This is a genomic window from Halopiger thermotolerans (assembly GCF_054654555.1).
This window is the reverse complement of record NZ_BAAIEU010000004.1, coordinates 74,915-94,447: the sequence shown is the minus strand read 5'-3', so window position 1 is coordinate 94,447 and position 19,533 is coordinate 74,915. Positions and strand designations below refer to the sequence as shown.

General features: G+C 69.4%; 18 protein-coding genes. 12 read left to right on the top strand and 6 right to left on the bottom strand.

Annotated features, from left to right (window positions below; translation table 11 throughout):
• The first annotated feature begins 45 nt into the window (after positions 1-45).
• Positions 46-654: a DUF6517 family protein gene (locus tag ACYQ26_RS08105; RefSeq protein ID WP_459808382.1), complete on the top strand. Its 609-nt coding sequence runs from the start codon at positions 46-48 to the stop codon at positions 652-654.
• Positions 655-666: 12 nt separating this feature from the next.
• On the opposite strand, the gene mutL is transcribed toward ACYQ26_RS08105, so the two are convergent.
• The 4 genes from mutL to ACYQ26_RS08085 form a co-directional block, all read right to left on the bottom strand.
• Entirely contained in the window at positions 667-2,955 is a 2,289-nt protein-coding gene (gene mutL, locus ACYQ26_RS08100; protein WP_459808381.1) for a DNA mismatch repair endonuclease MutL, read from the bottom strand.
• Positions 2,952-3,839, bottom strand: coding sequence for a dihydrodipicolinate synthase family protein (locus ACYQ26_RS08095; RefSeq protein WP_459808380.1), 888 nt, complete (start codon positions 3,837-3,839; stop codon positions 2,952-2,954). The genes mutL and ACYQ26_RS08095 overlap by 4 nt, the downstream gene beginning before the upstream one ends.
• A gap of 114 nt (positions 3,840-3,953) precedes the next feature.
• Positions 3,954-5,063 carry a putative sulfate/molybdate transporter gene (locus ACYQ26_RS08090; protein WP_459808379.1) on the bottom strand — a complete coding sequence of 370 codons (1,110 nt, stop codon included), beginning with the start codon at positions 5,061-5,063 and terminating at the stop codon, positions 3,954-3,956.
• Positions 5,064-5,212: 149 nt separating this feature from the next.
• Positions 5,213-5,719, bottom strand: coding sequence for an SHOCT domain-containing protein (locus ACYQ26_RS08085; protein ID WP_459808378.1), 507 nt, complete (start codon positions 5,717-5,719; stop codon positions 5,213-5,215).
• A gap of 125 nt (positions 5,720-5,844) precedes the next feature.
• Here ACYQ26_RS08085 and ACYQ26_RS08080 point away from each other — a divergent pair, with 125 nt between their 5' ends.
• The 9 genes from ACYQ26_RS08080 (at position 5,845) to ACYQ26_RS08040 (ending at position 16,575) form a co-directional block, all read left to right on the top strand.
• On the top strand, positions 5,845-6,855 hold the full coding sequence (locus tag ACYQ26_RS08080; protein ID WP_459808377.1) for an AIR synthase family protein: 1,011 nt from the start codon (positions 5,845-5,847) through the stop codon (positions 6,853-6,855).
• A 108-nt stretch (positions 6,856-6,963) separates the two neighbouring features.
• Entirely contained in the window at positions 6,964-8,337 is a 1,374-nt protein-coding gene (gene thiD / locus ACYQ26_RS08075; protein ID WP_459808376.1) for a bifunctional hydroxymethylpyrimidine kinase/phosphomethylpyrimidine kinase, read from the top strand.
• Positions 8,334-9,317: an LLM class flavin-dependent oxidoreductase gene (locus tag ACYQ26_RS08070; RefSeq protein ID WP_459808375.1), complete on the top strand. Its 984-nt coding sequence runs from the start codon at positions 8,334-8,336 to the stop codon at positions 9,315-9,317. The genes thiD and ACYQ26_RS08070 overlap by 4 nt, the downstream gene beginning before the upstream one ends.
• Before the next feature lie 90 nt (positions 9,318-9,407).
• Entirely contained in the window at positions 9,408-9,734 is a 327-nt protein-coding gene (locus ACYQ26_RS08065) for a tRNA-binding protein (protein ID WP_459808374.1), read from the top strand.
• Positions 9,735-10,072: 338 nt separating this feature from the next.
• The gene (locus ACYQ26_RS08060) at positions 10,073-11,584 is read left to right on the top strand and encodes a globin-coupled sensor protein (protein WP_459808373.1); all 1,512 of its coding nucleotides are present in this window, start codon (positions 10,073-10,075) and stop codon (positions 11,582-11,584) included.
• A 100-nt stretch (positions 11,585-11,684) separates the two neighbouring features.
• Positions 11,685-14,357 (top strand): DNA mismatch repair protein MutS, encoded by a 2,673-nt coding sequence (mutS, locus tag ACYQ26_RS08055; protein ID WP_459808372.1) that lies wholly within the window; start codon positions 11,685-11,687, stop codon positions 14,355-14,357.
• A gap of 195 nt (positions 14,358-14,552) precedes the next feature.
• Positions 14,553-15,827, top strand: coding sequence for an ABC transporter substrate-binding protein (locus tag ACYQ26_RS08050; protein ID WP_459808371.1), 1,275 nt, complete (start codon positions 14,553-14,555; stop codon positions 15,825-15,827).
• Positions 15,828-15,905: 78 nt separating this feature from the next.
• A complete protein-coding gene (locus ACYQ26_RS08045; RefSeq protein ID WP_459808370.1) occupies positions 15,906-16,088 on the top strand; it encodes a hypothetical protein in 183 nt (60 codons plus the stop codon).
• On the top strand, positions 16,081-16,575 hold the full coding sequence (locus ACYQ26_RS08040) for a DUF7384 family protein (protein WP_459808369.1): 495 nt from the start codon (positions 16,081-16,083) through the stop codon (positions 16,573-16,575). Before ACYQ26_RS08045 ends, ACYQ26_RS08040 begins: the two co-directional genes overlap by 8 nt.
• Before the next feature lie 36 nt (positions 16,576-16,611).
• Here the strand turns inward: ACYQ26_RS08040 and ACYQ26_RS08035 are convergent, their stop codons facing one another.
• Positions 16,612-17,160 carry an XTP/dITP diphosphatase gene (locus ACYQ26_RS08035; protein WP_459808368.1) on the bottom strand — a complete coding sequence of 183 codons (549 nt, stop codon included), beginning with the start codon at positions 17,158-17,160 and terminating at the stop codon, positions 16,612-16,614.
• Between the two features lie 133 nt (positions 17,161-17,293).
• Here ACYQ26_RS08035 and ACYQ26_RS08030 point away from each other — a divergent pair, with 133 nt between their 5' ends.
• Positions 17,294-18,376, top strand: coding sequence for a Gfo/Idh/MocA family protein (locus ACYQ26_RS08030; RefSeq protein WP_459808367.1), 1,083 nt, complete (start codon positions 17,294-17,296; stop codon positions 18,374-18,376).
• 10 nt (positions 18,377-18,386) lie between these two features.
• Here ACYQ26_RS08030 and ACYQ26_RS08025 read toward each other — a convergent pair whose 3' ends face one another.
• The gene (locus ACYQ26_RS08025; protein ID WP_459808366.1) at positions 18,387-18,665 is read right to left on the bottom strand and encodes a DUF5808 domain-containing protein; all 279 of its coding nucleotides are present in this window, start codon (positions 18,663-18,665) and stop codon (positions 18,387-18,389) included.
• Positions 18,666-18,822: 157 nt separating this feature from the next.
• On the opposite strand from ACYQ26_RS08025, the gene ACYQ26_RS08020 reads away from it, so the two are divergent.
• Positions 18,823-19,527, top strand: coding sequence for a YqjF family protein (locus ACYQ26_RS08020; protein WP_459808365.1), 705 nt, complete (start codon positions 18,823-18,825; stop codon positions 19,525-19,527).
• Positions 19,528-19,533: the final 6 nt, after the last annotated feature.

Below are 19,533 nucleotides of genomic sequence, written 5' to 3'. Positions count from 1 at the left end.
CGGAGAGCAACACACCGAAAAGGACCGCCCGCGTACCCGACGGCGATGACCGCTGATCTGCCGTCGTCGCTGGCCGACGCGTGGCGACCCGCCGGAACCAAAACCGGCGAGTCGAGCGTGATGGTCGCGTCGATCACCGCCGAAACGACGCTGTACGAACCCCTCGAGCCGACCGCGCTGGCCGACCGCGCCGCGAGCGCGATCCCGCTGCGATCGCTGTTCGTCGTCGACCTCTCAGTTTCGCCGTCGCTGTCGACGATCGGCGTCTCGCCGTCGGCCGTCTTCGAGAAGGCCGCGCCCAAGGCGAAAAACCAGTTCGTCGATACGGTCGAGGACGAGGGGCTGGTCGTTGAGGACACCCGCGACACCCTCGAGTTCGAGGCGCCGAACGGCGAAGCGGGCAAGTGGTACGTCCTCGACGTGAGCTATCCGCTCGAGGGGGACGACCGCATCGCCGCCGAAGCCAACGTCGCCGTCTGGCCGACCGAGGCGAACTTCGGCGTCGCCGGCGGCATCCTCCCGCTCGAGGACGGCGCCGTGGACGTCCCGGAGGACGCCGTCGCTCCGGAGCGCGACCGCGACACGATCGCGGAGTTGATCGAGACGATCGATCTCGAGGGCGACGGCGAAAGCCAAGCGGAGAACGACGAGTAACCGACTGCAGACTCAGCCCTGATGGCCCGGATAGTCGCGCTCGAACCGCTCCTCGATTTCGTCCTCGTCGATCCGGACGATCACCGGCCGGCCGTGCGGACAGGCGTAGGGGTTCTCGCAGTCGTCTAACTTCGAGAGCAGGTCGACCACCGACCCCTCCGTCAGCGACGTGTTCCCCGTCAGCGATGGGTAGCAGGCCAGATCCCCGAGGAACTCGTCGGCCAGCGCGTCGACCGTCTCCGCGCCAGCCTCGCGGTCGCCCTCGATGAAGGAGGTGAGAACGTCCCGCAGATTTTCGGGTTCCAGGGTCTCCTCGAGCACCGCCGGCACGGTCGTCACGGCGATCGTCCGGTCGTCGACGCGGTCGGCGTAGAAGCCCAGTCGCTCGAGGGCGTCCTCGTATCCCTCGAAGGCCTCGGCCTCGGCAGCAGTCAACTCGAGTTCGACGGGTGAGGCCAGCGCCTGCGCGGCGGGGTCGTCGGCGAAGGCGTCCCGCAGGTGTTCGTAGTTAACCCGCTCGTCGGCGGCGTGCTGGTCGACCAGCGCGAGCCCGTCGGGGGTCTCGCAGACGAGGTAGGTGTCGTCGAACTGGCCGAGCACCCGCAGCGGCGGCAGCGAGTCGAAGTCGGTCCCGTCGCCGGTCGCGGCCTCCCCCGTCAGCGTTTGCTGTTCGGTCGGGCCGTCGAACTTGCGGCCCGAATTGCGGTCCGAACGGTCAGGATCGGTGCGGTCGACGGTCGCGGCCGCACCGTCGCCCGACCCCGTCTTCCGGTCCGACTCGGGCGAACTTGAGCGGCTACTCGACGCGGATTCCGTCGACGGCGACTCGTCCGCGGAATCAGACGTCGGCGTCGACGCCGCGCCGGCCTCGATGCCGGTACGCTCCGGTCGGTTCGACCGCTCGCTCGGCGACGAGCCGTCCGAACGCGCAGCGAGCGACGCTTCCTCGCTCGCCGGTTCCGCGCCGCTGTCGGGCGCTGAGAGCGAGTCCGAAACCGTCGTCGCATCACCCGCCGATTCGGACACGCTCGAGCGCTCGGCACCCGACTCGGCAGTGCCCGTCGAGTCGCTGCTCGCGGCGCCGTCGGAGCCGGTGTCGGTCGCGGCCGAACTGCCGCCCTCGAGCGATCGCTGCGTTCCCGAACTGCTCGTGGGACTCCGCCCATCGCCTCCGCCGCTCGGTTTGATCCGCGCCTCGCCGGGCGCCGACCGGCCCCGCGGCGCCCGCGAGCGGAGCAGGCCGTGCTCGAGCAGCGCCGACTCCACCGCGGCGTCGATCTGCCGGCGGACCGCGTCGTCGTCGTCGAACCGCACCTCCCGCTTGCGCGGGTGGACGTTCACGTCGACGGCGTCGCCGGGCACCTCGAGAAAGAGGACGACGAAGGGGTAGCGGTCGCCGCCCAGTTGCGTGCCGTAGGCGCCCATGATCCCCTCCCGGATCGCGTCGGCGGTGACCGCGCGGCCGTTGACGTAGGTCGCGAGGTACTCGCGGCTCGAGCGGTTGGTTTCGGGGTGGGAGACAAGTCCCGAGACCGCGTCGACCGGTCCCGGCGGCAGTTCGTCTTCGTCGGCCTCGACGCGGATCATCGAGGACGCGACCTCGCGACCGTACACCGAGAGGACGGCGGCCTGTAGGTCGCCCTGCCCCGTCGTGGCGAAGACCTCGCGGTCGTCGTGGGTCAGCGAGACCGCGACGTCCGGGTTCGCCAGCGCGTAGCGGGTGACGACGCGGTTGACGTGGGCGAACTCCGTGGCCGTCGTCTTGAGGAACTTCCGGCGGGCGGGCGTGTTGTAGAACAGGTCCTCGACCTCGACGGTGGTCCCCTCGGGGCAGCCGACGGGCTCGACCGATGTCACCTCGCCGCCCTCGTAGACCAGTTCCGTCCCCGCGCCGTCGGCGCCCCGCGGGCGCGAGCAGATCGTCATCCGCGAGACCGAGCCGATGGTGTGCAAGGCCTCGCCGCGGAATCCCAGGGTTCGGACGCCCGACTCGAGGTCCTCGAGGCCGTCGATCTTGCTGGTCGTATGCTCGCGGACGGCCGCGCGCAGGTCCGCCTCGCTCATCCCGCGGCCGTCGTCGGCGACCCGGATCAGTTCGGTGCCGCCCTCCTCGACGGTGACGTCGACGCGGTCCGCGTCGGCGTCGAGGCTGTTCTCGACGAGTTCCTTGACGGCGCTGGCGGGTCGTTCGACGACCTCGCCGGCGGCGATGCGGGCGACGGTGTCCTCGTCGAGGCGGCGGATGGTCGTCGCCGCCTCGTCCACGTCCGCCGCGTCCGCGGATCGAGCGTCGTCGCTCATGCCTCGAGCACGCCCTCGACCGCGTCTTCGATCGCTTCGCGGCCGTCCTCGGGCACCGTCACCAGCGGCGGGCGGACGGCGTCGCTGGGGATTACGTCGCGATCCTCGAGGGCCGCCTTCGTCGCCGGGGCGAACCCGTAGGTTCCGCAGGCCTCGAACAGGTCCGCGATCGCGTCCTGCAGCGTCGCGCCGCGCTCGCTCTCGGCGGTCTCGTACAGTTCGCTGTAGGCCTCCGGAACGGCGTTCGACAGGGCGTTCACCCCGCCGTCGGCGCCCATCCGCAGCGACGGCAGCAGGAGGGCGTCGTACCCCTGCAGCAGCAGGAAGTCGTCGGGCGTCGCCCGCATCGCCGCGAGGAAGTACTCGAGGTCGCCGCTCGAGTCCTTCAGGCCGATCACGTTCTCGTGCTCGGCGACCGCCGCGACGGTTTCGACGGCGATCTCGCCGCCGGTGCAGGCCGGGATGTTGTACAACAGCAGCGGCAGCGACGCCTCGTCCGCGACGGCCTCGAAGAACCGCTCGTTGCCGGCCGGCGCGTTCGCCGCGTGGAAGTACGGCGGGACGACGACCGCGGCGTCGGCGCCCAGTTCCGCCGCCTCGTCGACGTACTCGAGCGTCTCGGCGACGCTGGTCGCGCCCGCGCCGGCGACGACCGGCACGTCGCCGTCGATCTGGTCGACCGTGAGCTCGAGGACGCGGCGCCGTTCGTCGGGCGAGAGGCTGGCGAACTCGCCGGTCGTCCCGTTCGGGAAGACGGCGTCGATGCCGCCCGAAACGAGGTGGTCGAGGAGGTCGGTGAAGGCGTCGTCGTCGATTTCGTTCGCGTCGTCGAACGGCGTCGCGACCGGACAGGTGATTCCCGCGAGGTCCTGCTGGAGATCCATATCGGATCATCTCTCGGCGGTCGCAAAAACGTATTCACTCCGGGACAGTCCGGGTTCGGAGAGCGTCTCGAAACTCGGACGGAGCCGTCCGAGCCGGGCTCGAGCACCGTCGAGCTACGACGCCCGGGAAACCAGCCAGAACGCGACGGCACCGAGGACAAATGCGACGCCGACGTTGACTGCGAGGCCGACCGCGCCGACGCCGACGACCAAAGCGAGCGCCCACAGGTCGTCCCAGTCGACGGGCTCGAACGCCGCGCGGCCGAGTTCGAGCGCGACGACGGCCAACAGAACCCCGAGCAGTGCCGTCGGGAAGGCGGCGAGCAGCGCGCCGGTCGCGACCAGCGCGAGCGCGACGTAGCCGATCCCGAGCAGGACGTTCGCCCCGCCGGTCCGCGCGCCGAAGGCGTACTTGCCCGCGAGGCCGCCGCTGCCGTGACACATCGGCACACCGCCCAGCGGGATCGCCGCGAGGCAGGTCACGCCCATGCTCGTCGAGAGGTCGTCGGCCGAGACGTCCCGATCGTAGAGGTCGCCACAGAGCAGGGCGGTCGCGATCGCCGCGTTCCCGACGGTCATCCCCAGTTGGGCGACGGTCCCCTCAAGCGCCGCGGCCGTGACGCTGGGCGTTCCCGCGGGAAAGAGGGCGAGTTCGGGCGCTTGAGGCATCGGCACGCCGGCCGCGGCGACCGCCGCGGCGGCGCCGAGCGCGAGGACGACCAGCACGCTGGACTGGCGGTAGCCCGCGATCGCGAGCAGGCCGACGACCGCGAGACCGGCCCCCGCGACGACCGGGCTCCCGAGCGAGAGGTCGAGTGCCGACTCGAGCAACAGGAGGGCGACGGCGAACTGGACGCCGCGGATGACCGGCTCGCCGACGACCCGCTGAACCCGTCCGACGAGGCCGAGTTGGCCGACCGTCAGTAGCACGCCGCCCGCGAGGAGGCCGGCCGCGGCGAGTTCGGGATAGGAGAGGGAGCCGACGATGGCCAGCCCGACCAGCGCCTTCATCGGCTCGACGGACAGCGGCATCCCGTAGTAGATCCCCCAGACGATCTGGAAGACCCCGAAGCCGACCAGCACGTGGGGCAGCGAGACGCTCGTCGTCGCGGCCAGCGCCACCAGCAGCGGGAGCACCGTAATCGAATCCCCTAGCGCGCCCGTCAGTTCCCCCAGGGAAAACTCGAGGTCGGATCGGCCCACCGCCCGGAACGAGTATGCCATCTACCTCCGCTTCGTGAGCGATCTTTTTGATCGTTTTGCGTAACCGTTCGAAGTTTCTCGAGCGAAAAATGATACCACGACCGGTTACGGCGTCGGGGGACGATTCGAGACAGTGCACGGTCCGCCGAATAGCGAACGAACCGACGCCGCTACGACCGATCCTCGATTTCGACCGTCGTGGCGTCCGATGGCGAGGTCTCGGCCGAGGGATCGTCGTCCATCAGCCGCTCCATCTCCCGCTCGAACTCCGCTTCGCTGATCTCGCCGTCGACGTACCGCTCCGTCAGTTGCTCGCGCCGTTCCGCCGTCGTCGGTTCGACCTTCTCCGCGACGTCGAACTGCCGCAGGACGGGGTACTCGCGCTCGAGGCGTTCGACGAGCGCGACGAGCCGGTCGCTCCGGGGGAGCGAGGCGCTGCGCAGGACGGAGACGACGGTCGCCGCGAGAAACAGGACCGCGAGCAGTCCGAGCACGACCGCGGCCGCGATCCACTCGGCGGCTTCGCCGATCATCGCCAGCAGGACGAACTCCTCGCCGTAGGGGACGCTGCCGGTGAGTACCGACAGCGCATCCAGCACGGCGAACGCGCCGACGCCGACCAGCAGTACCGCGGACGCGACGAACCCGCCGAAGTACAGCCAGCGACGAGAGACCATATCCGACCGTTGGTGCGGCGGCGAATTAAACGTACCGCGGTGCCGACCGCGGCGGCGTCATCTGTTCCGACGTCTCGAGGCGACGGATCACCACCGCTAAGACCGCTCCCTGCGACGGGCCGAGCGTGAGCGACCTCGGCAAAATCGATCGGACGTTCTTCGAACGGTACGTCGCGTCCAACCTCGGCGCGGATCGCGACGACGTCGCGCTCGGTCCCCAACACGGCGTCGACTTCGGCGTCCTCGAGATCGGCGGCCAAGCCCTGGTCACCGCGACCGATCCCATCTCGATCCTCCCGCCGCTGGGCCTCGAGCGGGCGGCGCGGTTCGCCCTCGATCTGATCCTCGCGGACGTGGCCGTCAGCGGCGTGGCGCCGTCGCACCTCTCGATCTGTTTCACCCTCCCCGAGGCGATGACCGACGACGAGTTCGCGACGGTCTGGGAGACGATCCACGAGGAGTGTGCGGATCTCGGCGTCTCGGTGGTCACCGGCCACACCGCGCGCTACTCCGATCCCTCGTATCCCTGGATCGGCGCAGCGACGGCGATGGGCGTCGGCGAGTTCGACGAGATCGTCCGCCCCGACGGCGCACGCGTTGGCGACCGGCTCCTGCTGACGACCGGTCCCGCCGTCGAGGCGGTCGGCCTGCTAAGTACCCTCTTTCCCGATGCGATCGACGTCTCCGACGACGCGCTCGCCGACGCACAGGAACGCCTCGCAGAGGTCCACTGCGTCCGGGACGCCCTCACGGTGGCCGCCGCGGGCCCCGTGCGGGCGATGCACGACGTGACGGAGGGCGGCCTCGCCGGCGCGTTGAACGAGATGGCCGACGGTGCGGACGCCCGGTTCGTCGTCGATCGCGAGGCCGTCCCGATGCGCCCCGGCGTCCGCGAGGTCTGTGCGGCCCTCGAGATCGATCCCTGGGCGACGACCAGTTGCGGCTCCTTGCTCGTCGCGGTCGATCCGGACGGCGTCGACGACGTGCGGCGGGCGCTCGAGGAACGGGACACCGTCGTCGCCGAGATCGGGCGCGTCGAGTCGGGAACCGGCGTGGTCGACGCGGCGGGCGAGCGGATCGAGCGCCCGGCCGGCGACGACTCCTGGGGCGTCTACGCCGACCTTGCGAGCGAGTAGCGAAGACTGATAGGCGTTGGCGTGGTCGCACCGCTCGAGTCGAGCGTCCGACGAGCGTCCGCCCAGTACACCACCATCGATTTGTATAACCGAGAAATACTACCGGATATGAGAACGCCAGCACCCGATACGCGTCCCGTCGCGCTGACGATCGCGGGCAGCGACTCCGGCGGCGGTGCCGGGATCCAGGCCGACCTCGCGACGATGGCCGCCCACGGCGTCTTCGGCACGTCGGCGATCACGGCCGTCACCGCCCAGCACACCCGCGGCGTCGAGAGTTCGTTCGTCCTGCCGACCGCGGAGGTCGAGGCCCAGTTCGAGGCCGTCACCGGCGACTTCGACGTCGCCGCGGCGAAGACTGGCATGCTCGCGACGACCGAAATCGTCGAACTCGTCGCCGAGAAGGCGAGCGAGTTCGAGTTCCCGCTGGTCGTCGACCCCGTCATGGTCGCGACCTCCGGCGATCGACTGCTCGAGCCCGAGGCCGAGCGCGCCTACGAGGACCTCCTCTCGGAAGCGACCGTCGCGACGCCAAACGCCGACGAGGCCGAGGTGCTGACCGGGATCGAGGTCGTCGACGAGGAGACCGCCCGCGAGGCCGGCCGGGAGATCCTCGAGACCGGCGTCGACGCCGTCCTCGTAAAGGGCGGGCACGTCCCCGGCGAGCGAGTTCGGGACGTGCTCGTCACCGCCGACGAAGTGCGGGCCTTCGAGCACCCGCGGATCGGCACGGACGCGACCCACGGCTCCGGCTGCGCGCTGGCGGCCGCAATCGCCTCCAGGCTCGCAAACGGGCAGCCGCTCTCGGACGCCGTCGGCGGCGCGACGGACTTCCTCGCGCGAGCGGTGCGGTACTACTACGACGTCGGCGAGGGCCACGGCGCGGTCAATCACATGGCGCCGCTGCGCAACGAGGCCGCGCGCGAGGCCACCGCCGAGGAAGTCGAGGCGATCGTCGAGGAGTTCGTCGACGCCGACGTCTCCGCGCTGGTCCCCGAGGTGGGGATGAACGTCGTCGGCGCGACGCCCTACGCCGAGGCCGTCGACGAGACGGCGGCCGTCGAGGGCCGGATGACCCGGACGCTGTCGGGCGTCCGGCCGAACCGCGGGGTGCGGTTCGGCGCCTCGAGCCACGTCGCCCGGTTCCTGCTTTCGGCCCGCGAGTTCTTCCCTAACCTCCGGTTCGCCGTCAACTGCCGGTTCGACGAGGACGTCGAGGCCGCGCTCGAGGACCTCGAGTGGGACGTGGCCGAGTACGATCGGTCGGACGAGCCGACGGAGACCGCGGCCGTCGAGGGAGAGACGATGCAGTGGGGCGCACAGCAGGCGTTCGAGGACCGCGACGAGCCGCCGGCCGCCGCGATCGACCGCGGCGCCGTCGGCAAGGAGGCGACGGTGACGGTCGTCGCCGAGGACCTGAAGGCGCTCATCGAGCGCACGCTGGCGCTGCACGCCGCAGTTTCGGCGGGTGACGGGCGATGAGCGCGAGCGCCCTCGAGTTGGACGTCGGCCTCGTGCTCCCCCAGTACGGTACCGACGTCGCGACGGTCCGCGGGACCGCCCTCGAGGCCGAACGGCTCGGCTACGACGCGGCGTGGCTCGAGGACCACTTCCAGGCGTGGATCGGCGACCGGCGGCGGGGGACCCACGAGTGCTGGACGACCCTCAGCGCCGTCGCCGAGGCGACCGACGAGATGCGCCTCGGGACGCTGGTCACCTGCCAGACCTACCGCCACCCCGCACTGCTGGCGAAGATGGCCGCGACGGTCGACCGGATCAGCGACGGCCGACTCGAGCTCGGCCTGGGTGCGGGCTGGTACGCCGACGAGTACGACCGCTTCGGCTACGAGTTCCGCGAGCCGCCGGCCGAGCGCATCCACCGGCTCGGCGAGACCGTTGAGATTCTGCAGGGGCTGTGGACGAACGACACCTACAGCCACGAGGGCGAGTACCTCGAGGTCGACCTCGAGCGCGCGTTCTGCGAACCCCAGCCCGTCCAAGACCCGCACCCGCCGATCTGGATCGGCGGCGGGGGCGAGGACGTCACCCTCCCCTACGCCGCCGAACTGGCCGACGGCTGGAACTACGGCACGCTCGAGCCCGAAGGATTCGAAGGGAAACTCGAGGTCCTGCGCGAGCACTGCGCCGACGACCGGCGGTACGACGAGATCACGAAATCCGCCGAACTGTTCGCGTTCGTCGGCGAGACGACCGACGAGGCCGAGAAGAAGCGCGAGCAGTTCCGCACCGAGTTCCTCCCGGGCGAGCCCGAGGAACCGCGGGAGTTCTTCCTCGCTGGCTACCTCGAGACGGCGTCGACCGGGACGCCGGCCGACGTGCGCGAGTCGCTGGCCGAGTACGCCGACGCCGGCATCGAGGAGGTCATGCTCGTGGTTCCCGACGCAGCCGATCCCGAGGCCGACAGTCTGGCGCTGCTGGCCGACGAACTGCAACTCCGGTAGCGCGGCGTTCGAATCCGGCGCCGGGACGATTTCCATGCCGCTCCGAAACCCCATCCCTTATTCGGGAGTACGTCCACGCCACGACCTGCCATGGTCGACAGTCCGTTCGACGTCGAAATCCGCGTCGGCGAGGTGCTCGAGGCGGAATCGTTCGAGGAGGCGAACAAGCCGAAGATGACCAAGCTGCGGATCGACCTCGGCGAGCACGGCGAGGTGCAGTCCGCCGCGCAACTGGACCACCACTACGACCCCGAGGAACTCGAGGGGCGGCAGGTGCTGTGCGCGACGAACCTCGGCTCGGTCCGGATCGCCGGCTTCAAATCCGAGGCGCTGACGGTCGGCGTCCCGGACGAGGACGAGTTCCCGGTCCTCGTGGAACCAGAGCAGGACGTGCCGCTGGGCGGGGTGTTGTTCTAACCGCGACGGGTCGGCGGTTCGCCGGCGTCGCCCGCCGCCGCGTTACCGATCGCCGACTCCCGACTCCGATGCTCGAGTCGTCCCGCTGCCTCGAGAGCGGCGACGTCCGAGCCGATCGGGCCGGTCGTGACATACTCGGGTCGATAGATCGCGAACCGCCTGGATCGCGTTCGGGGTGGCAAGTACTGATCATTTATCGACACGTCTCGGGAAGTCGAACGAGTCGGAACGTTTTTCTCGCCGTACGGTACCGAACGGCGGGATATCGAACCGGAGTTCCGATATCGGATAATTCTCCGGCAAGAATACTTATGGCACCGAGGCGCCCTCTCTGGACCATGTCACAGCACGGGCAGGCGAGGGGCGACGCCGGCGCGCCGCAGCGCACGTCGTTCGACCGGGCGAGCGTCGACCGAGTGAAGGAGTTCGTCGGCTTCGGCCCCGAGGACGAGCGCCGCCTCGAGGAACAGGCACACCTCTTCGAGCGGGTCAGCGACGACCTCGCCGAGGAGTACTACGAGAACGTTCGCTCCCGGCGGAAGCTGGACAACGCGCTCGCCGAGTCCGATCTCAGCGGGGCCGAGTTCAAGCGGGAACACCGCCAGTACCTCGAGGCGTTCGGCGACGGCGACTACGGGCCCGCCTTCTTCGAGCGCCGGGCCGAGTTCGCGCCCGCGGACCTGTTCGTCGAGCCGGGGCTCAACGAGTACGTCGGCTCGTACATGGTGTACTACGAACGGCTACTCGAGGAGATCGGCGACGAGGTGGCGGCGGAGTACGCGCCGGACGCGGAGACGGCCGCCGAGGACGATGCGGGGGACGCGGAGACGGACACCGCGGCGGCCGTCGAGGCCGCCGTCGACGAAACCGTCGAGCGGACCCTCTCGACGCTCCGGCTGGCGGTGCTGGACCAGCAGTTCGTCATCGGTTCGAAGGTCGACGACTTCATGGAGCAACTCGCCTCGATGACCCAGCGGCGGGAGTCGGTCCGCGCGGACCTCGAGGACGCCGTCGAGGAACTCGAGGACTTCACGGAGCGGATCGGCGAGGGAACGGGGGCGATCGACGACGTCGCGACCGAGCAGTCGTCGTCGACGGCCGAGATCGCCAGCGAGATGTCGAATCTCAGTGCGACGGTCGAGGAGATCGCCTCAAACACCGAGGAGGTCAGCGCGACCGCCGAGCGCGCGGAGGAGATCGCGGGCGACACGACCGAGACCGCCGAACGGGCCATCGACAAGATGGAGGGCGTCCAGGACGCGGCCGGCGAGGTCACCGAAGACGTCGAACAGCTCCGCGAGGGCGTCCAGCGGATCGACGAGATCGTCGAGGTGATCAACGACATCGCCGACCAGACGAACCTGCTCGCGCTGAACGCCTCGATCGAGGCCGCGACCGCCGGCGAGGCCGGCGACGGGTTCGCCGTCGTCGCGGACGAAGTCAAGAACCTCGCCGAGGAGTCCCAGGAGGAGGCGACCAACATCGAGCGGATGGTCAACCAGATCCAGGCGGACACCCAGGAGACCGTCGAGAGCCTCGAGGAAGCCAACGCGGAGATCGACGACGGCGTGGACCTCGTCGAGGAGACGGTCGAGAACCTCGGAGAGATCGAGACCGCCGTCAGCGAGGCGGCCTCGGGCGTCGACGAGGTCGCGACCGCGACGGACGATCAGGCCGCGAGCACCGAGGAGATCGCCGGCATGGCCGACGAGGTCATGGAGAACGCCGAGCGGGTCACGGACGAGGTCGAATCGCTGGCCGCGGTCAACGAGGACGTCGAACGGCAGGTGCAGGCCGTGACAGAGGCAGTCGACCGGCTCGCGGACGTTCAGGAGAACGCGGACGTCTGAGACCGGTCGCTCGAGACGGACCGAGCGCCAACAGGTGGTGCGACTCCGTTCGGAACCCGAACCCGTAGCACTTTACCCGTCGGAACACCCTCGAGCGTATATGACAGAGGCGACGGGTATCGTCGGGGAGTTCCTCTCGCTCAAGGAAGACACCGACGCGGATCTGCTGGCGATGCAGTGTGGCGACTTCTACGAGTTCTTCGACGAGGACGCCGAGATCGTCGCCGACGAACTCGATCTCAAGGTCTCCCAGAAGTCCTCTCACGGCTCCTCCTATCCGATGGCCGGCGTGCCGGTCGACGATCTGACGCCCTACCTCAAGGCCCTGGTCGAGCGTGGCTACCGAGTCGCCGTCGCCGACCAGTACGAGACCGACTCCGGCCACGCCCGCGAGATCGTGCGGGTGGTGACGCCGGGCACGCTGCTCGAGACGACCGACGCCGACGCGCAGTACCTCGCGGCGGTCGTCGACGGCTCGGGATCGGGGTCGTCCGCGAGCGACGCTGACTATGGACTCGCGTTCGCGGACGTCACGACGGGCCGGTTCCTCGTCGCCGAAGCCGACGACGGCGACGACGTGTTGACCGAACTGTACCGGTTCGACCCCGTCGAGGTGCTGCCGGGACCGAACGCCCGGACGGACGACGACCTGCTGAACACGGTTCGTGAGCGCATCGACGCGACGCTGACCCTCCACGAGACCGAGGCGTTCGCCCCCAAGCGCGCCGACCACGCGGTCCGCGAGCAGTTCGGTACCGAAACGGTCGAGCGGCTGGCGGTCGGCGAGTCGGCCATCGCGGCCGCCGGGGCCGTCCTCTCCTACGTCGAGGAGACCGGCGCGGGGGTGCTCGCCTCGATGACCCGCATCCAGGCCCACCACGGCGACGACCACGTCACGCTGGACGCGACCACCCAGCGCAACCTCGAGCTCACCGAAACCATGCAGGGCGAGCGCGACGGCTCGCTGTTCCGGACGATCGACCACACCGAGACCAGTGCCGGCGGCCGCCTCCTGAAGGAGTGGCTCCAGCGGCCCCGGCGGTCGCTCGAGACGCTCGAGCGCCGCCAGGAGAGCGTCGCCGCCCTCTCGACAGCGGCGCTGGCCCGCGACGAGATCCAGGACGTTCTCGGCGAGGCCTACGACCTAGCGCGGCTGGCCTCGAAGGCGACCCACGGCAGCGCCGACGCTCGCGACCTGCTCTCGGTCCGAGACACGCTGGCCGTCCTCCCGGAACTCGCGGAGACGATTCGGTCGAACCCGGATCTGGCCGACTCGCCGCTCGCCGAGATCGTCGACCGGCCGGATCGTGAGGCCGCCGCGGACCTCCGGGAAACGCTCGCGGAGGCGCTGGCCGAGGACCCGCCGTCGACCGTAACTCAGGGCGGGCTCCTCACGAGGGGCTACGATCCGGAACTCGACGAGGTGATCGAGCGCCACGAGGAAGTGCAGGAGTGGCTCGATACCCTCGCCGAGCGCGAGAAGCGCCAGTACAACTTGTCGCACGTGACCGTCGACCGGAACAAGACCGACGGCTACTACATCCAGGTCGGCAAGTCCGCAGCCGACGGCGTCCCCGAACACTACGAGGAGATCAAGACGCTCAAAAACTCCAAGCGGTTCACCACCGAGGAACTCGAGGAGAAAGAACGCGAGATCCTGCGGCTGGAGGAACGACGCGGCGACTTAGAGTACGAACTGTTCGAGGAACTGCGCGAGGAGGTCGCCGAACGGGCCGAACTCTTGCAGGACGTGGGCCGGGCGCTGGCGACCGTCGACGCGCTGGCGAGTCTGGCGACCCACGCGGCCGAGAACCGCTGGGTGCAGCCGGATCTGCACCGGGGCGACCGCCTCGCGATCGATCAGGGCCGGCACCCGGTCGTCGAGCAGACCACGGAGTTCGTGCCGAACGACGTCGAGATGGACGAGGATCGCGGTTTCCTGGTCGTGACGGGGCCCAACATGTCCGGGAAGTCGACCTATATGCGACAGGTCGCCTGTATCGTCCTGCTGGCGCAGATCGGGAGCTTCGTCCCGGCCAAGGAAGCGGAGATCGGCCTCGTCGACGGGATCTTCACCCGCGTGGGCGCGCTGGACGAACTCGCGCAGGGCCGCTCGACGTTCATGGTCGAGATGAGCGAGCTCTCGAACATCCTCCACACCGCGACCGAGGAGTCGCTCGTCATTCTGGACGAAGTCGGCCGCGGGACGGCGACCTACGACGGCATCTCGATCGCCTGGGCGGCCACCGAGTACCTCCACAACGAGGTCCAGGCCAAGACGCTCTTTGCGACCCACTACCACGAACTCACCGGGCTGGCCGAGGAACTCCCCCGCGTCGCGAACGTCCACGTCGCGGCCGACGAGAGCGACGGCGAGGTCACCTTCCTCCGGACGGTGCGGGACGGGCCCACCGACCGCTCCTACGGCATCCACGTCGCCGACTTGGCCGGCGTTCCCGACCCCGTCGTCGACCGGGCGCGGACGGTCCTCGAGCGCCTGCGCGAGGAGAAGGCCATCGAAGCCAAGGGCGGCGGCTCCAGCGAGCCCGTCCAGACTGTGTTCGACCTCTCGAGCGGGCAGTTCCGGGGGTCCGCGAGCGCGGACGGTGGAAGCCCCGAATCGGGCGACGACTCCGGCGCGTCGACCGAGGAGACGGTCGATCCGGAGGCCAAGGACGTCCTCGAGGACCTCGAGTCGATCGACGTGAACACGACGCCGCCGATCGAGTTAGTGTCAAAAGTGCAGGAACTCCAGCGGCGCCTCGAGGACTGAACGGAATGGGGCGTGCTCGAGGTCGGGGCAGGGTTGAAATCGGAGACCAATAGCAACCCAGAGCAACCGAAGCGCAGCCATAGCGGTAGTTTTCGATTACCGAACGCGATACCGATCACCGTTCGGCCCGAAACCGGGCTGCCAGAGCACTTAAGACGGCCGCATGATAACGCAGGTGATAGTTACTGTTCACCCATGGGACGGAAACACAGCGGGGGGCGGCCACGACGGTCCTTCCTGAAGGCGGCAGGTGCGGCGGGACTCGCCGGTGCGGCCGGGTGTCTCGATCAGCTATCCGAGGAGCAGGAGTTCAAAATGCTTCACGGCTGGGCCGAAGGCGACGGACAGGCGGCCATCCGGGCGCTCGTCGAAGGGTTTCAGGAGGCCCACCCCGACGTCGACTTCGGCGTGCAGGACGTCCAGGGCGGTGCCCGCGACAACTTAGAGAGCGTCGTCACGACGCTCCTCCAGGACGGCGATCCGCCGAGCACCTGGCAGGAGTGGCCCGGCGCCAACCTCCTGCAGTTCTCGGGGGACTTAGGCGACATCGAGGGCGACGTCTGGGACGACGACATGAAAGAGAACTACCGCGAAGGCCCGCAGGCGGCCGCTCGGCCGGACGGGACCTACGTGGCGGTGCCGCTGAACATCCACCGGATCAACAACCTGTTCTACAACGTCGCGGTCGTCGAGGAGGCGGGCGTCGATCCCGAATCGCTCGAGGGACCCGAGGACCTCGTCGACGCCTTCCAGGCGGTCGCGGACAACACCGACGCGACGCCGTTCGCGAACGGGACGAACGAACTGTTCACTACCTTCCAGCTCTGGGAGACGATCTTCCTCGCGCAGGCCGGGCCCGAGGCGTACGATCGGCTCATCAACGGGGAGTTCGACGACGAGCAGGCGGTTCGGGACTCCCTCGCGGTGCTGGCCGACTACAGCGAGTTCTTCCCGGACGACCACTTCTCGATCGACTTCACGACGGCCAACGAGCGCGTGATAAACGGCGACGCGGCCTTCATCCACCAGGGCGACTGGGCCGCCGGCGCCTACCGGAACGCCGACGGGTTCGAGTACGAGGACGACTGGAACCACGTTCCGTTCCCAGGTACCGAGGGATTGTACGCGCTCAACATGGACTCCTTTACCTACCCGGCGGACAACCCGACGCCCGAGGTCACCAAGACGTTCCTCAGCTACGTCGGCTCGACGGACGCCCAGGAGCGGTTCAACCCCCTGAAGGGGTCGATTCCGCCGCGAGTCGACGTCGACGAGAGTCAGTTCCCGCCGTTCCTCCAGCAGCAGATCGAGGACTTCCGAAACGCCAAGGGACAGCCGCCGTCGATCGCCCACGGGGCCGCAGTCCGGCCGGAGCTACGAGGCGAGGCGGAGAACGCCATCGACGCCTACCTCGGGAACTTCAGCCCCGACGATCACGCCGCCGACCTCCTGAGCGCGTTCTCCTCGTAGGCGTCGCCCGCGCGGAGTCCATCGCCGTCGCCGCGGCGAGAGACGCCGCTTTTCTGCCCGCGGCTCCAACACCCGGCGATGACAGCGACGAGCTGGGGCGACCTCTTCGAGCGCGCCGCGAGCTACGACGTCGATCTCGAGCGGATCCGAGCGCGAGCGGTGAGCGACGACCCGCCGAACGAGGACGCGGACGAGACGAACGGCGACGGCTCGTTCAAGGGCGACGACCGAGCCCGAGACCGGGAGGACGACGATGACTGAGCCCGCCGAGCGCGAATCGGACCGGCCGAACCCCGCCCGCGTCGTCGCCGACGCCGACGTGCTCGCGGCGGACCTGTTCGTCGACGGCGACGCCCGCGCGGCGCTGGATCACGTCCGCCGCCACGACTGGATCGACCTCGTGGCGAGCGATCACCTGCTCGAGCGGACCGAGCGGCTCGTGACCGATCTGGCCGACGCCGACCTGGCGGCCGACCACCGGGCCCGTCTCGAGGCCGAGCGGGTCGCGGTCGATCACCCGCCCGAGGATCACCCGGCGCTGGCGTCCGCCTACCGGGGGAGCGCGGCGCACCTGTTGTCCTACGACGAGGGACTCGGGTCCGCGACGGCCGGCCTCTCGATGCAGCCCCATCTCTCGGTGAGCGTCCGCCCGCCGGACGCGTTCGCGCAGCTGTTCGATCCCGAGAGCCTCTACGAAGCCGTCGAAGGCGGCGAGTATCCGGGGCCGGATCGGGATCCGCGTCGTTGAATCGGGGAGCCCGACGGCCGGCGGTCTGCCGCAGCGTCAGTGGTACTCCGCCAGCCACTCCGAAAACGCCTCGAGCGCGCGGCCGCGGTGAGAGATCGCGTTCTTCTCCTCGGCGCCCATTTCGGCGAACGTCCGCCCGTCGTACTCGAAGATCGGATCGTAGCCGAACCCGCCCTCGCCGCGGGGGGCCACGATCGTCCCCCGCACGGACCCCTCGAAGGTCTCCGTCCGTTCGCCGTCCGCGAAGGCGACGACCGTCCGGAACTGCGCCCGGCGGTTCTCCTCCTGGCTGACGAGGTTCCAGAGGCGCTCGACGCCGACGGTGTCCTCGACGTAGGCCGAGTACGGCCCGGGGAACCCCTCGAGCGCGTCGACGAAGAGGCCGGTGTCGTCGACGACGACGGGTTCCGTGCCGCCCAGTTCCTCGTAGGCCTCGCGCGCGCCGCGGGCGGCGATCTCGGAAAGCGAGTCGCTCTGGACCTCGGTGTAGTCGTACTCGACCTGGTTGACGGCGGTGATCCCCTCGAGGTATTCCTGCGCCTCGCGGACCTTGCCTTCGTTGCCGGTGACGAACCGAACGAGCATGGCTTGTGCGAGGCGGGGTGCTCCGAGGGAATATAGCCGTCGATCGGACGGAGCGCCCACCGCAGGCGGTCGCCCGCGGCGGCGGTGCGCCGCAACGCGAACGTTTTCGGAGCCGCGCGAGAAATCCCCACCGGTGAGCACGTCACCGCCCGTCCGACTCGGCGTCGTCGGACTCGGATTCATGGGACAGACCCACGCGACCAACGCCGAGGAGTTCGGCCACGAGGTCGTCGCAGGAGCGGACGTCGTCGCCGAAACGCGCGAGGAGTTCGCGCGGGCGTACGACGCGACGACCTACGAGGAGTTCGAAGCGATGTACGAGGCGGAGGCCCTCGACGCCGTCGCCGTCTCGACGCCAAACGCCTTCCACGAGCCGGCCGTCGTCGCCGCCCTGGAGCACGGCTACGACGTCCTCTGCGAGAAGCCCCTCGCGGACGACTTGGCGAGCGCCGAGCGAATCGCGTCGGCCGCGGTCGACGCCCCGGGGTTCTGTATGGTCAACTTCCACAACCGCGTCTCGACCGCCGCCGCGGTGTTCAAAGACTACCAGCTCGAGGGGTACTTCGGCGATATCACCCACGTCGACGCGAACTACGTCCGCCGGCGGGGCATTCCGGGCGTCGGCTCGTGGTTCACCAACGCGGAGCTCTCCGGCGGCGGCGCCGTCGTCGACATCGGCGTCCACGCCATCGACTTCGCGCTCTACCTGATGGAGTACCCGCCCGTCGAGGAGGTCTTCGCCGTCACGCGGACCGAGTTCGGCGACCGCGAGGACTACGTCGACCCCGGCGACTGGTACGAGGCGACCGACGAAGCGATCTTCGACGTCGAGGACTCGGCGACGGCGATGATCCGCTGTGCCGGCGACAGGACGATCTCGCTCGAGGTGACCTGGGCCGCCAACCAGGCCGAGACGAACGACTTCGTCGTCCGTGGCACCGAGGCCGGCGCCGAACTCGAGCTCGGCGGCGAGGACCTGACGATCTTCCGGAGCGGAACGCAAGGGACCGACCACAACATGGACGCGACGCTCACCGAGGGCGCGCTCGACCACACCGGCTGGGAGGGCAGCGACAAGCGGTTCCTCGAGGCCGTCGCCGCGGGCGAGCCACCCGCGCTCAACACGATCGAGCAGGCGCTGACCGTCCAGCGCGTGATCGACGCGATCTACCGGTCCGCGGAGAAGGGAACGTCGGTGCCGGTTACCGTCGACTGACGCGTTACTCTTACTCGTCGTCGACGATGACTTCGACGGGCTCGTCCTCGCGGTCCTCGTCGACGCTGCCGGCGCCCTGCTGTTCCTGCCAGAGGAGCGCGCCGGCGACGGCGACGACGATCCAGGACCGCCAGTTGGCCAGGTTCAGGGTGTAGCCGATGCCGAACGGCTTCTCGACGAGCATCCCTTCGCCGGGCTGCCAGTGCGCCGAGAGCATGCGACTGATGCTCGGCCGTTCGAAGTTGTACGGGACTCCGAGGATCTCTCCGGAGCTCGGTTTGTCTGCCATGCGCGGTGATACGTTCTCCCCTGTCAAGAGTATTGCGTGCTCGTCTCGGCAGGCGAAAGCGGGCCGCCGTTCGGTTTCGGGGCCTCGAGCGCAGTGCGTCAAACTCGCTGGTGCCGCGATGGAAACACGCTTCCCGTCGGCGTACTAACCGGTTCGTATGGTCCTCCCGCTCGAGATGGGGTGGCGTCACCTGCTGTTCGAGAACTGGCCGGTCGACGCCGAGCTGCTCGAGGCGCACCTCCCGGACGAGTTGGCGGTCGACACGCACGAGGGAAGCGGCTGGCTCTCGGTCATTCCGTTTACGAACGTCGCCGTTCGCCCGCGCGGCCTGCCGGCGCGCGCCGGCGTCCGGCTCCCGGAGATCAACGTCCGGACGTACGTCACCCGCGACGACAGCGACGGCGAGCCGGCGGTCTACTTCTTCAGCCTCGACGCGGACGGGATCGCGAGCGTGCTCGGGGCGCGCTTCCTTCACCATCTGCCGTACTACTACGCCCGAATCGCGCTCGAGCGGACCGCCGACGGCGTGCGGTTCGAGAGCCGACGGCGACACCCCGGCGATCGGCCGGCCGTCTACGAGGCCACCTACCGGCCGACGGGCGAGCCGTTCGCGGCGCCCGAGGACCCGTTAGCCGAGTTCCTCGTCGAGCGCTACCGCTTCTACGCGGAGGCGCCGGACGGCTCGCTTCGGTACACCGACGTCGACCACGAGCCGTGGACGCTGTACCCGGCGACCGCGACCGTCGAGCGGAACACGCTGCTCGCGGCGAACGGGTTCGCGCCGCCCGAGTCCGAGCCCGCGTACTACTACAGTCCGGGCCTCGACGTCGTCGCGGCGGCGAGTCAGCGGTGCGATCCGTAGCGTGAG

What these genes read in the sequence shown, in the direction of transcription:
- ACYQ26_RS08105 (WP_459808382.1), top strand. Translation starts at nt 46, where the DNA reads ATGACCGCTGATCTGCCGTCGTCGCTGGCCGACGCGTGGCGACCCGCC.
- mutL (WP_459808381.1), bottom strand. Translation starts at nt 2,955, where the DNA reads ATGAGCGACGACGCTCGATCCGCGGACGCGGCGGACGTGGACGAGGCG.
- ACYQ26_RS08095 (WP_459808380.1), bottom strand. Translation starts at nt 3,839, where the DNA reads ATGGATCTCCAGCAGGACCTCGCGGGAATCACCTGTCCGGTCGCGACG.
- ACYQ26_RS08090 (WP_459808379.1), bottom strand. Translation starts at nt 5,063, where the DNA reads ATGGCATACTCGTTCCGGGCGGTGGGCCGATCCGACCTCGAGTTTTCC.
- ACYQ26_RS08085 (WP_459808378.1), bottom strand. Translation starts at nt 5,719, where the DNA reads ATGGTCTCTCGTCGCTGGCTGTACTTCGGCGGGTTCGTCGCGTCCGCG.
- thiD (WP_459808376.1), top strand. Translation starts at nt 6,964, where the DNA reads ATGAGAACGCCAGCACCCGATACGCGTCCCGTCGCGCTGACGATCGCG.
- ACYQ26_RS08070 (WP_459808375.1), top strand. Translation starts at nt 8,334, where the DNA reads ATGAGCGCGAGCGCCCTCGAGTTGGACGTCGGCCTCGTGCTCCCCCAG.
- ACYQ26_RS08065 (WP_459808374.1), top strand. Translation starts at nt 9,408, where the DNA reads ATGGTCGACAGTCCGTTCGACGTCGAAATCCGCGTCGGCGAGGTGCTC.
- ACYQ26_RS08060 (WP_459808373.1), top strand. Translation starts at nt 10,073, where the DNA reads ATGTCACAGCACGGGCAGGCGAGGGGCGACGCCGGCGCGCCGCAGCGC.
- mutS (WP_459808372.1), top strand. Translation starts at nt 11,685, where the DNA reads ATGACAGAGGCGACGGGTATCGTCGGGGAGTTCCTCTCGCTCAAGGAA.
- ACYQ26_RS08050 (WP_459808371.1), top strand. Translation starts at nt 14,553, where the DNA reads ATGGGACGGAAACACAGCGGGGGGCGGCCACGACGGTCCTTCCTGAAG.
- ACYQ26_RS08045 (WP_459808370.1), top strand. Translation starts at nt 15,906, where the DNA reads ATGACAGCGACGAGCTGGGGCGACCTCTTCGAGCGCGCCGCGAGCTAC.
- ACYQ26_RS08040 (WP_459808369.1), top strand. Translation starts at nt 16,081, where the DNA reads ATGACTGAGCCCGCCGAGCGCGAATCGGACCGGCCGAACCCCGCCCGC.
- ACYQ26_RS08035 (WP_459808368.1), bottom strand. Translation starts at nt 17,160, where the DNA reads ATGCTCGTTCGGTTCGTCACCGGCAACGAAGGCAAGGTCCGCGAGGCG.
- ACYQ26_RS08025 (WP_459808366.1), bottom strand. Translation starts at nt 18,665, where the DNA reads ATGGCAGACAAACCGAGCTCCGGAGAGATCCTCGGAGTCCCGTACAAC.
- ACYQ26_RS08020 (WP_459808365.1), top strand. Translation starts at nt 18,823, where the DNA reads ATGGTCCTCCCGCTCGAGATGGGGTGGCGTCACCTGCTGTTCGAGAAC.